We start from the raw sequence: 12,501 nt of genomic DNA on the forward strand, positions 1-12,501 counted from the left end.
CAGTTCATCATCTGAATTAACAAAAACTTTGTTGACTCGTTCAGAACTGAAATCTCTTAAAGATCCCATCCCGAACAGGTCCCACACGTTTGCTTGCCTGATTGTTAAAGAGCGTCTCACCCGTGGCACCGCGCTGCTTCGCGTCGTTGCCCCGTCGAGGAGTGCGCATTCTAGAGATTTACGGGTGACCGTCAACACTTTTTTTCATGTCTTTTTTATCAAACGGTCATCTTTTGTCTGGACGAATAAAAAACCATCAAAAACGGCCTAAAACGCTCATTTCTTATGCGGCTCAACCTCCTCACCGACAGCCCTCTTGTACCAAAATAGCCACGAAAGAACATCGAGCCCTGTCTTCTCTGTTTTTTGTTTTTTTCATCACCCCAGCAGCAAAGCTGCCTTGGCAGATACAAAAAAGGCGCCCTGGAGGCGCCTTTTTTGTATCTCGAACCTGACTACTGTTTACGTAGCTGCCAAAGCGTCATCACTAAACCCGCTGTCACATAGGTCACTGCCACCCCCAACAGCACTAGCGGCGGGTCCAAAAAGACGATGGCAAAAGCAATAATCACCCCAAGAAGCATCTTGAAGGGGACCCTGCCAATATGGAACTCCTTAAAAGAGTGGTACTTCACTGATGAGACCATCAGCAAACCGGCGCCCGCAACCACAATGGCCACTAGCCAGGAAATATCCGCCCCCTCAATGCCGCGACTAGCCCCCAGCCAGACAAGCGTCGCCACCAATCCCGCTCCGGTAGGGCTGGGCAAACCGATAAAAAAGCGTTTATCCGTGCTTTCCGCCTGTACATTGAACCGAGCCAGGCGCAAAGCAGCGCAGGCCACATAGATAAAGGCCGCCACCCAACCAAACTTACCCAGTCCTGATAGCGCCCAAGCATAAGCCACCAGCCCCGGAGCCACGCCAAAAGCCACGCAGTCTGACAGCGAGTCATACTCCGCCCCGAACTTACTTTGGGTGTTGGTCATTCTCGCCACCCCGCCGTCCATCCCGTCAAGGATACCGGCAATGATGATCCCCAAAGCGGCATTTTCGAAATGCCCATTCATGGCAGCCACAATGGCGTAGAAGCCGGCGAACAAGGCCGCTGTGGTAAACAGATTGGGCAGCAGGTACACGCCCTTGTGGCGAGTCCCTGTTCGATACTCAGCCTCAACCACTTCAAAGGTGTCTTGAGTGTCCGTCGCTGCTGTCTTGTCGTTATCCTGCATGGTTATCCACCCATTAATGATGGCGCTAGTGTAACGCAGTACTCCCAAACAAAAAACGCGGCCGAAGCCGCGTTTTTTGGTCACTAAGACAAGGAAGCCTCTGAGTAACCCCTTGCATACTCAACGCGCAAGAAGTTATTCAGTGACCTCTTAACCCTTAGTTCTTGGTTTTGTCTACGATCTGGTTCGCCTGAATCCACGGCATCATGCCGCGCAACTTCTCACCCACCTGCTCGATGGGATGCGCCGCATTGTTACGGCGCGCCGCAGTCATGGACGGGTAGTTATGCGCGCCTTCAGCAATAAACATTTTCGCGTATTCGCCACTCTGGATACGCTTGAGCGCATTGCGCATGGCGGCACGAGACTCATCGTTGATCACTTCTGGGCCCGTCACATACTCACCGTACTCCGCATTGTTGGAGATAGAGTAGTTCATGTTAGCGATGCCACCTTCGTACATCAGATCAACAATCAGCTTAAGCTCGTGAAGACACTCGAAATACGCCATTTCCGGCGCGTAACCCGCTTCGGTCAGGGTTTCGAAGCCCGCCTTCACCAGCTCAACAGCCCCACCACACAGTACCGCCTGCTCGCCGAACAAGTCGGTTTCAGTTTCGTCCTTGAAGGTAGTTTCGATGATACCGGTACGGCCGCCGCCCACACCACAGGCATAGGAAAGAGCCAGTTCTTTAGCGCTGCCGGACGCGTCTTGGAAAATAGCGATCAGGTCGGGGATACCGCCACCCTTGGTGAACTCGGTGCGCACAGTGTGGCCCGGCGCTTTAGGAGCGATCATGATCACATCCAGGTCCGCACGCGGTACGATCTGATTGTAGTGAATAGCAAAGCCGTGGGCGAAGGCCAAGGTGGCGCCGTCTTTCAGGTTCGGCTCAATGTCGGACTTGTACAGGTGCGCCTGGAACTCGTCAGGCGTCAGCACCATTACCACGTCAGCGGCGGCAACGGCGGAGGGTACGTCAGTTACGCTAAGGCCATGGGCTTCCGCTTTGGCAATGGAGGTAGAGCCTGCACGCAGCCCGACAACGACGTCTACACCGGAATCTTTCAGGTTACAGGCGTGGGCATGGCCTTGAGAGCCGTAACCGAGGATGGCTACTTTCTTGCCTTGGATAATGGAAAGGTCGCAATCCTTGTCGTAATACACTTGCATGCTCATAGCTCTGACTCTTTATAAATAGAAGAAAAAGGTAAAGGCCCGATACACATAAAGCACCAGCCTGATGGGCCGGTACTTTAGGGGATTCACATCATTGCGTAAAATGATATATTTGAAACACCACGTTCCTTATTCTGCAACACAGCAAGCGCCTCACTCCTTCAGCAGCAAGCGGATACCTGATGGACACCAAACCCCTGCGGCTGTTCCTGACCCTAGCCGACACCCTGCACTTTGGGCGCACCAGCTCCATGTGCCACGTTAGCCCTTCCACACTCAGCCGTACCATTCAGCAGCTGGAAGAAGAACTGAACGTGCCGTTGTTCTACCGTGACAACCGCAGCGTTACCCTGACCCGAGAAGGCCAACGCTTCCAGGAATATGCCCGCGACACACTGATGCGCTGGGATGGCCTGCGCCATGCATTACAGGAAGATCGCCGCATTCTGCAGGGTGAGCTGCGTCTGTATTGCTCAGTGACCGCCAGCTATAGCTTTCTCTACGATCTACTCAGCAGCTTTCGGCACCAATACCCTCGTATCGAACTCAAACTGCATACTGGCGACCCGGCTCAAGCCGTACAGCGCATCCAGCAGGGCGAAGAGGATATCGCGATCGGCGCACGCCCTGACCACCTACCCAGCGGCATCGCCTTTAGGCCCATTGCCCGGTCCCCTTTGCTGTTTATCGCCCAGGCCGGACAAACCCAGTTGGCGGAGCGGCTCAACGGTGTAGCCACCCAAGCGGACTGGAAAGACATTCCCATGATTCTCTCGGAGGAAGGGTTGGCACGGGAACGGGTGGATCGCTGGTTTCGCCAGCTTGGCGCCAAGCCGCATATCTATGCTCAGGTCAGCGGCAACGAAGCCATCGTCAGTATGGTCAGCCTAGGATTTGGGGTGGGCGTGGTGCCGAAGATTGTGCTGGATAACAGCCCGCTGGCCGGACGCACCCGGCCACTGGATGTGCAGCCCGCCCTTGCACCTTACGAAGTGGGGCTGTTTGCCCAAGAGCGGCGCCAGGAAGAACCGCTCATTAATGCGTTTTGGTCACAATTAGGTGATACCTGACGCCAGACAACAAAAAGCAGCTCACTCTCGGAGCCGCTTCCGGAGGGAGACCGAGCAAGGCGTGTTACGGCACCGGCTCATCTCCCGCGGTGCCGCCATTGCCAGGCTTCGCTTCGGCCTCGTCCGCTGCCTGCTCCTGGCGCAGATACCCGGCAGCGTCCTCATCAGCTCCCGCCGTCGGCAGGGACGCCTGAGCTCGAGTTTGCTGATTGAGCTGATAAATTTGCGATGCATTACCCAAGTCTCTCTCACTGGTAATCGACGCGATGGACTCGCGATCCTTCAAGAAAGTGACCACATCAGCCCGAATTGAGGCTAACGCTTCTGGAGCCTTATGCATTTCCATCACGTAACGCGGGAATTCAAGGTTACGCATACCCGTGGCTGCGAACGTGGACGTCACCAATCTTGAAACCACAATCCAGGGCGTAATGCTGCTGCGTATTAAGGTATTTTCTGAACGAGTACTATCATGGATGCCCGTGCCCGTGGACATTTTCGACTCCGTAAATGTACCTTCACACTTGAAGTAAATCATCACCGATTCGAACTGCATTTCAGAAAAAAACAAGTGGGCAGCTCCGCGCAGCAGCGCTGCGAAAGCTCTAAAAATAACGCCCCACACCAGTAAATTCACAGGCAACGACAGTGCACTGCTATCACCAGACAGCAACGCTCCCACCGATACGCCTTGCTGGGCCAAAGCCTCGTAAAGGTCCACCGTCGCAAACGCTAACCACAGGGTTAGCCCTGTCGCTATCAGCACTAAAACATTGCCCCCTAAGAGCAGGGCCATTCGTACCTTGTCAAAACTTACCCCCAAGTCCATCGGTTTCACTTTCGGCTGGATTTCCTGGATCATCTCGCCCTTGAATCCTCCCTTGCCTTCCACCTGCTCAACCAATTGCGGGTCCAGTTCTCGATACACCCGGTTAGGCACTTCCTTATAACGACGGTTGGCCATAACCAGGTTGTCTAGGTTGATAAAAATTTCATTGGGGTGCACCGACTCCTGCCAATTTTCCCGCAACTCAGACACTTCCGACACCGGATTCGCCAACGCCAAACGACGACGAAGCAGCTGATAAATGCCCACACTAGCCACTGCAGCAAACAGCAATGACACCAATAAATACGTTAGCGGATAAAGGCCGTCGAGCACGCTAATCCACTGCTGCCACTGCTGAACACCCACATTGCCCACTTGGGAAACCGAGCCCAGCATGAGACCCACCATCACCGGTAACACAATAGACACCGCTATCACCATAACCAGGTCGCTACCGCCCATGGACTCCACCTGCCGTTCAGGATGTCGAGCAATAGCGCGGCCGGTTCTCCACCACAGCACAATCACATAAACGCTCAAGACTACTGAATAGAGGGGGAAGATAACGGTACCCATATCACCGACAAAACCGGCCAGCGTGACAAACGCCACAAACAGATACGCCATGATAGCCACTGCTGTTTTCACCCAGGCGCCAAATAAACGCTGCCCAAGGTTACGAATGGGGTACGGCATGAACAACAGCTTAGGAAGTAGACTGTGCAGCGCGCGCGCCAGAAACCCTTCTGGCTCCACAAAAGTGGGATTCTTACGACCAATCAACATTTCTTCTAGCGTACTGCCTTTGTAGCCCACATAACGGGCCTCTTCCTGCGCAGTACTACTTTCCGAGGGGCTGTAATTATAGGCCAGCGAAGTGGGATGGTTACGACCTACAAAATAGCGCAACATGGCAAAAGCACCCCCACTCAAGGCGCGAACCCCGCCCCCTAGAAGCACTACCGCAAACACTATATAAATCCAGCCCGCCACGGTATTTTCCTTCACCGTTGCCGCCGCTATCAGCAGCACAGCCAGTCCCACACAGGCACTCAGCCCACCCGTTACCGCAGTAACCAAGCCTTCCTTTTTAAACGGGTTCCGCAGCCCCAAATCAATGGACCCATAATCAAACGCCATAGCGACTCTCCTTTCCTTGGTGCGGCCGATTAGGCCGTGCGCTTTTCCGTGAATCGATTCTAAATACTTTTATGTTGCTATCATGAAGAACACAAAAAAGCCGCTCCGAAGAGCGGCTTTTGCATCTGGCATTCAGCGTTAGCCGCCAAGCACGGCTACAAACTCAATACCTTCTCGCCACGGGCAATGCCGGACACCCCGGACCTCACCACTTCCAGCACCTGGGTTTCCCCAATCGCACCAATAAAGGCGTCCAGCTTGTCTGATGCACCGGTGAGCTGAATGGTATACACCGTACTGGTCACATCCACAATCTGGCCACGGAAGATATCCACCGACCGCTTTACTTCAGCCCTTTGAGCACCGGTAGCCTTCACCTTGATCAGCATCAACTCGCGCTCAATGTGCGCGCCTTCTGTCAGGTCCACCAGCTTGACCACTTCGATCAACTTGTTGAGGTGCTTAGTAATCTGTTCGATCTTCAGATCATTACCGTGAGTGGTCAGCGTCAGGCGAGACAGGGTGCTGTCTTCCGTAGGTGCTACCGACAGGGTTTCAATATTGTACCCCCGCTGGGAGAACAGACCGATTACCCGGCTGAGTGCGCCTGGCTCGTTTTCCATCAGAATAGAAATAATTCGACGCATCAGGTCCGCTCCGTCTTGCTCAACCACATATCACGCATGGAACCGTCTGCAATCTGCATAGGGTATACGTGCTCGGTGGAATCAACATAAATATCCATGAATACCAAACGGTCTTTCAGGGCAAAGGCTTCATCCATGGCCCCGTCCAGATCCTCGATCTTGGTGATCTTCATGCCTACATGACCATAAGATTCGGCCAGCTTGACAAAGTCCGGCAGGGACTCCATGTATGATTGGCTGTGACGGCCGCCATACTGCATGTCCTGCCATTGGCGAACCATGCCCAGCGCCTGGTTATTAATGTTGATGATTTTCACCGGCAAGCCGTACTGCAGGCAGGTAGACAGCTCCTGGATATTCATCTGAATGGAGCCTTCGCCCGTCACACAGGCCACCGTCGCTTCGGGGAACGCAAACTGCACACCCATGGCCGCCGGCAAGCCGAAACCCATGGTCCCCAAGCCACCGGAGTTGATCCAGCGGCGAGGCTTGTCGTACTGATAGTACTGGGCCGCGAACATCTGGTGCTGGCCCACATCGGAAGTCACATAGGCATCACCCTTGGTGGCCTTGTACAACGCCTGCACTACCTGCTGTGGTTTCATGGGACCATCTTCGTTGGTCTCATAACGCATCCCATGTACCTTGCGCCAGCCGTCGATCTCTTCCCACCAGCGCTCCAGCGCCTTGCGGTCCGGCTCGCCACCGTGCTCATCCAGCGCCGCCAGCATCTCTTCCAGCACCTGTTGCACCGGGCCCACGATGGGGATGTGCGCCATGATGTTTTTAGAAATGGACGCCGGGTCGATATCGATGTGAATGATCTTGGCGCCCGGGCAGAACTTCTTCACATTGTTAGTCACCCGGTCATCCAGACGAGCGCCTACTGCCAAAATCACATCAGAGCTATGCATGGTCATGTTGGCTTCATAGGTGCCGTGCATGCCCAGCATACCCACGTTCTGACGGTCGGTACCGGGGAAGCCCCCCAGTCCCATCAGGGTATTGGTCACCGGGAAATTAAGCCGGTGGGCCAACTGGGTCAACAGCTCGCTGCCTTCGCCCTGCACCACGCCACCGCCGGCATAAATCACCGGGCGCTTGGCTTTCATCAACTCGTCCAGCGCCTTACGGATCTGTCCGGAATGGCCGCGGCTCACCGGAGAGTAAGAGCGCATTTTCACTTTCTTGGGATACTCGTAGGGATTCTTGACGTTCGGTGCCGTCTGATCCTTGGGAATATCCACCAGAACCGGGCCGGGACGGCCGGTGGTGGCGATGTAGAAGGCCTTCTTCATGATTTCGGGGATGTCTTTGGCATCACGAACCATGAAGCTGTGCTTCACCACCGGACGGGACACACCGATCATGTCCGTTTCCTGGAAGGCATCATCGCCAATCCAGTCAGAACGCACCTGCCCGGACAACACCACCATGGGAATCGAATCCATGAAGGCCGTGGCCAGGCCAGTAATCGCATTAGTCGCCCCTGGCCCGGACGTCACCATGACCACACCGGCCTTGCCGGTGGCACGGGCGTAGCCGTCGGCCGCATGGGTGGCCGCCTGCTCATGGCGAACCAGAATATGGTTGACCTTGTCCTGCTGGAACAGGGCATCATAAATGTGCAGTACGGACCCTCCGGGATACCCGAAGATGTACTCCACTCCCTCGTCTTGCAGCGCACGGACCACCATTTCCGCGCCGGATAACATTTCCACGGTTGCTACCTCAAATTTGAATGCATACAACCCACTGCCACGCAGCGGGACGGTGTTAATTGCTTGCTGCCTGCGAAAAGCACCGTAGTTAGGTGCTTTGAGCCTAGTCGGAGGTGGCCGACAAGAACACAGTGGGGAGGACTTCACGGAAGATCTGCAAACCTGAAAGGGAATACTCCCGCTTTAGGAATGAGAAACCTCCGGAGGCTCCCACAGCGGGACGAGAGTGCAGTGGTACTGCTGGCAGGACATCGCGGTAACGGTGCCCCGGGTCCCGGCCTCACACACGCCGGTAAGCGAATGCGGGTCCCGATCTCCGGAAAGCCATAATTTTGGCAGAAATGTGCGGCCAATCAAAGCCCTTGGTCGACTTTAGGTTGCAGAAAATCCCTTTCTCACGTCATGCTAAAGTCTGATAGATCAACCGAAATCATAAGAAGACTGACATGATGACAAAATTCAGCCTGTTTCTCGGCGGCGCCTTGCTTGCCCTTTCCAGCCTGAGCCCGGCGGCCAAGTTCTATAAATGGGTGGACGACGAAGGCGTCACCCATTACGACGCCCAGGCTCCACAGGGGACGAATGCGACCGAAGTAAACACCCGCGCCAATGCCAGTTCGGATCAGGGCGAGGCCATCGAAGCCCTTGAGGCCAAGCGCAGCGCAGCAGAAAAAGCAAAAGAAACTGCAGCAACTCAGGCCAAAGAAGAACAACGGCTGAAGACAGAACCGGATGCCGTCGCACAAGAGCGCTGCGAACAACACCGCAAGAACCTGGAAACCCTGACCAACAAACCCACCGTGCGGCGTAAAAATCCGGACACCGGCGAAATGGAAGTCCTGGATCAGGAAGCCCGAGACCAGATGGTGGAAAACACCCGTAGCGCGCTGGAGAAGTGCGAGGCTCGCTAGGAGAGCCGTTTACACCAATAAAAAACCGCCGACATCATCGTGCCGGCGGTTTTTGTTTACCCAAACGACGTCTCTTGATTTAACGCCTAAAGGTAAACCGCTCGTCTTCCACCTCTACATTAATGGTATCACCCTGGACGTATTCGCCTTTCAGCAGCGATTGAGCCAGCGGATTCTCCAGCTGTTGCTGGATAGCCCGTTTAAGCGGACGCGCCCCGTAGACGGGGTCGAAACCGGCATCTACCAGCTTATCAAGCGCCGCATCACTCAGTTTCAGGCCTATTTCCCGCTCCGCCAATCGCTTGCGCAAGAAATCCAGCTGAATGGACGCAATGCCCTTGAGCTGGTCCTTGGCCAGCGGATGGAACACCACGGTTTCATCTACTCGGTTGATGAACTCCGGGCGGAAGTGATTACCCACCACCTCCATCACCGCCGATTTCATCGCCTCATAATCACTAGCAGATTCGGCATCAGAGCTTGCCAGCTTCTGAATCAGATCAGACCCCAGGTTGGATGTCATCACCACCACAGTATTACGGAAGTCCACGGTGCGGCCCTGGCCATCCGTCAGGCGACCATCATCGAGCACCTGCAACAGAATGTTGAACACATCCGGGTGGGCTTTTTCCACTTCGTCCAGCAACACCACCGAGTAAGGTTTACGCCGCACTAACTCGGTGAGATAGCCACCTTCCTCATAACCCACATAGCCCGGAGGGGCACCCACCAGCCGAGCTACGGAATGTTTTTCCATAAACTCAGACATGTCGATGCGAACCATGGCTTCTTCGGTGTCGAACAGGAAGTTGGCCAGCGCCTTACAAAGTTCCGTTTTACCCACCCCGGTGGGGCCCAGAAACAGGAAGCTGCCGTTGGGTCGATTCGGATCAGACAACCCCGCCCGGGAGCGGCGTACCGCATTAGCCACCGCCTCAACAGCTTCATTCTGGCCGACCACCCGATCATGCAAGGCATCTTCCATACGCAATAGCTTGTCTTTCTCACCTTCCAACATTTTCGATACAGGGATGCCGGTCCACTTGGCCACCACCTCAGCAATCTCCTCGTCGGTGACCTTGTTACGCAGCAGCTGTGTCTCAGCTTGGGCCTGTTCTTCCCGGTCCTGGGCATCCTGAACTTTCTTCTCCAGTTCCGGAATTTCGCCGTACTGCAGTTCGGACATACGGCTCAGGTCGCCGGCGCGACGGGCCTGCTCCATCTCCACGCGAGCCTGTTCCAGCTCCGCTTTATATTCGGCTGCGCCCTGCAACGCTGCTTTTTCCGCCTGCCAGATCTCCTCCAGATCCGCGTACTGTTTTTCCAGCTCGTCGATCTCATCTTCCAGCTTTTCCAGCCGCTTGCGGCTGGCATCATCGTCTTCCTTGCGCAGCGCTTCACGTTCCATTTTCAGCTGAATCAAACGGCGATCCAGGCGGTCCATCTCCTCCGGCATAGAATCAATTTCCATACGGATACGGCTGCCGGCCTCGTCGATCAGATCGATGGCCTTATCCGGCAGTTGTCGATCGGTAATGTAGCGATGGCTCAAGCGGGCAGCGGCAATGATGGCGCCATCGGTGATATCCACGCCATGATGCACTTCGTAACGCTCTTTCAAGCCCCGCAGAATGGCAATGGTGTCCTCCACTGTAGGCTCATCCACCAACACTTTTTGAAAACGACGCTCCAGAGCGGCATCCTTCTCAATGTACTGTCGATATTCGTCCAGCGTGGTAGCGCCCACACAATGCAGTTCGCCCCGAGCCAGCGCCGGCTTAAGCATATTACCGGCATCCATGGACCCTTCGCCCTTGCCGGCGCCGACCATGGTATGCAGCTCATCAATGAACAGAATGATGCGACCTTCCTGCTTGCCTAATTCATTAAGCACCGCTTTCAGGCGCTCCTCGAACTCCCCTCGATACTTAGCACCGGCGATCAGCGCGGCCATATCCAGAGAGAGCACTTGCTTGTCCTTCAAGCCTTCAGGGACTTCGCCATTCACAATACGCTGGGCAAGGCCTTCGACGATGGCGGTCTTGCCCACCCCAGGCTCACCGATCAATACCGGGTTGTTCTTGGTGCGGCGCTGCAAGACCTGAATGGTGCGGCGAATTTCGTCGTCCCGACCGATCACCGGGTCAAGCTTGCCTGACTCCGCTCGCTCGGTCAGGTTGACGGTGTACTTGTCCAGCGCTTCACGTTTGTCTTCCGCGTTGGGATCATTCACCGCTTCGCCCCCTCGTACTTCAGCAATTTTTTCGGCCAGCACCTTACGGGTCACGCCGGCATTCTTGAACAGCTTACCCAGTTCACCGCTATCGTCGCAGGCCGCCAGCAACACCAGTTCAGTGGAAAGATACTGGTCACCGCGCTGCTGGGCTTCCCGGTCGGCAATATTCAGCATCCGCCCGGTGGCTTGCCCCATCTGCACATCACCATTGAAATTATTCACCGTGGGCAGCTTGTCCACAGCCATGTTCAGGGCGGTAATCACATCGGCAACGTTGGCGCCTGCTTTTTCCAACAACGGCCGAGCGGCGCCTCCCTGCTGCTGGATCAACGCCAGCATCAGGTGAACTGGTTCAATGGTGCTATTACCCTGCCCCACGGCCAAAGATTGCGCGTCTGACAGCGCTTCCTGCAGGCGGGCAGTGAGTTTATCCATTCGCATTGTGTCGCTCTCCTATCCGGTCGTGATCCGCGTAGCGCCTCCCTGTCGGCAAGGCCAATGCGATCACCGGTTATCTATCAACTGAACTATAGATGGGTCCGATTGGGCCAACTTCAAGGTTAATCGGTTATCGAGAAGGGACCATTGATATCGCGCAATAACAAACACCATCATTCCCTTCAAGCAAAGAGGCCGCGTCCAACTCTGGAGCGCGGCCTCTTTGCTTTGCGGATAAAAGAACACATACCCCGTATAACAGGGCGATTCATTCTCCCGTCTCAACACTCCCTGTTTTCATCCATCGAGCCAGATCAGCGAGGCGAACCGACCTGTTTGACCCTCCTTGCGATAGGAGTAAAAGCGGGACAGATCACAGGCGGTGCAAAGGTCGCCACCCTGAACATCGTCGATGCCCAACAAGCCCAGTTCAATGATGGCAGCGTGAACCACGGAAAACCGCCAGTGATTGGGGGTAGCATCTTTCTTGAAGGCATGCTCAAAAGCCGGACGATCCATAGTGAAGGCGCGATATACGTCATCCCCCACCTGATAACACTGCCCACAAATGGCCGGCCCCAGCCAGGCACTCACTGGCTCACCGCTGGGCGCAATACGAGCAACCCCTTCGGCGATAATGCCCGCCTGCAAGCCACGCCAACCGGCATGCACCGCCGCCACCGCCGAGCCATCTTTGCGGGCGAGCAACACGGGCAAACAATCAGCCGTGAGCACCACACAGGGCCAGCGCTGCTGATCGGTCCAGACACCGTCGGCCTCATTATTCTGCTCATCTGCCCGTATCACCCTTTTGCCATGAATCTGCCGCAACCAAGCCGCAGGGTGATCAGCCTGAAGGTGTTTCTCTACAAGATGACGCGCCCGCTCCACTCGTTCAGGTTGGTCACCGCAGTTCTGCCCCAGATTGAATCCGTTCCAGGGTTTAGGAGAGAGATCGCCAGCTCGGGTGGTCACACATACCCGCACTGCCGGGTGTGGGCTCCAATCCGGGTACAGCCATTGGCTCTTGTCGGCTAGTGACATTCCTGGCTCCTTGGTCGAAATAAAGAGCATAGCTCTCCACCACTACACGTATC

The 12,501-nt window shown here is 55.3% G+C and carries 10 protein-coding genes; 3 read left to right on the plus strand and 7 right to left on the minus strand.

The features are described 5' to 3' along the window. A partial coding sequence (locus ABNH10_RS05915) for a hypothetical protein (RefSeq protein WP_349385075.1) occupies nt 1-271 on the plus strand: 271 nt, incomplete at its 5' end. Between the two features lie 184 nt (nt 272-455). On the opposite strand, the gene pssA is transcribed toward ABNH10_RS05915, so the two are convergent. After that, complete coding sequence (gene pssA, locus ABNH10_RS05920) at nt 456-1,232, minus strand: CDP-diacylglycerol--serine O-phosphatidyltransferase (protein WP_349385076.1); 777 nt, start codon at nt 1,230-1,232, stop codon at nt 456-458. Between the two features lie 157 nt (nt 1,233-1,389). Beyond that, on the minus strand, nt 1,390-2,406 hold the full coding sequence (ilvC, locus tag ABNH10_RS05925) for a ketol-acid reductoisomerase (RefSeq protein WP_349385116.1): 1,017 nt from the start codon (nt 2,404-2,406) through the stop codon (nt 1,390-1,392). 188 nt (nt 2,407-2,594) lie between these two features. Between ilvC and ilvY the strand changes: the two genes are divergently transcribed. Next, on the plus strand, nt 2,595-3,482 hold the full coding sequence (gene ilvY, locus ABNH10_RS05930) for an HTH-type transcriptional activator IlvY (RefSeq protein ID WP_349385077.1): 888 nt from the start codon (nt 2,595-2,597) through the stop codon (nt 3,480-3,482). A 64-nt stretch (nt 3,483-3,546) separates the two neighbouring features. Here ilvY and ABNH10_RS05935 read toward each other — a convergent pair whose 3' ends face one another. The 3 genes from ABNH10_RS05935 to ABNH10_RS05945 all read right to left on the minus strand — a co-directional run bounded on the left by ABNH10_RS05935 (nt 3,547) and on the right by ABNH10_RS05945 (nt 7,819). Beyond that, a complete protein-coding gene (locus tag ABNH10_RS05935; RefSeq protein ID WP_349385078.1) occupies nt 3,547-5,451 on the minus strand; it encodes a hypothetical protein in 1,905 nt (634 codons plus the stop codon). Between the two features lie 155 nt (nt 5,452-5,606). After that, the gene (ilvN, locus tag ABNH10_RS05940; protein WP_349385079.1) at nt 5,607-6,098 is read right to left on the minus strand and encodes an acetolactate synthase small subunit; all 492 of its coding nucleotides are present in this window, start codon (nt 6,096-6,098) and stop codon (nt 5,607-5,609) included. Next, nucleotides 6,098-7,819, minus strand: a complete 1,722-nt coding sequence (locus ABNH10_RS05945; RefSeq protein WP_349385080.1) for an acetolactate synthase 3 large subunit — start codon at nt 7,817-7,819, stop codon at nt 6,098-6,100. The genes ilvN and ABNH10_RS05945 overlap by 1 nt, the downstream gene beginning before the upstream one ends. Nucleotides 7,820-8,265: 446 nt before the next feature. Here ABNH10_RS05945 and ABNH10_RS05950 point away from each other — a divergent pair, with 446 nt between their 5' ends. Continuing rightward, the gene (locus tag ABNH10_RS05950; RefSeq protein WP_349385081.1) at nt 8,266-8,730 is read left to right on the plus strand and encodes a DUF4124 domain-containing protein; all 465 of its coding nucleotides are present in this window, start codon (nt 8,266-8,268) and stop codon (nt 8,728-8,730) included. Nucleotides 8,731-8,809: 79 nt separating this feature from the next. Here ABNH10_RS05950 and clpB read toward each other — a convergent pair whose 3' ends face one another. Then, the gene (gene clpB, locus ABNH10_RS05955) at nt 8,810-11,407 is read right to left on the minus strand and encodes an ATP-dependent chaperone ClpB (protein WP_349385082.1); all 2,598 of its coding nucleotides are present in this window, start codon (nt 11,405-11,407) and stop codon (nt 8,810-8,812) included. Nucleotides 11,408-11,701: 294 nt separating this feature from the next. Continuing rightward, nucleotides 11,702-12,448 carry a peptidoglycan editing factor PgeF gene (pgeF, locus tag ABNH10_RS05960; RefSeq protein ID WP_349385083.1) on the minus strand — a complete coding sequence of 249 codons (747 nt, stop codon included), beginning with the start codon at nt 12,446-12,448 and terminating at the stop codon, nt 11,702-11,704. Nucleotides 12,449-12,501: the final 53 nt, after the last annotated feature.

The organism is Alcanivorax sp. (assembly GCF_040119285.1).
Taxonomy (GTDB): domain Bacteria; phylum Pseudomonadota; class Gammaproteobacteria; order Pseudomonadales; family Alcanivoracaceae; genus Alcanivorax.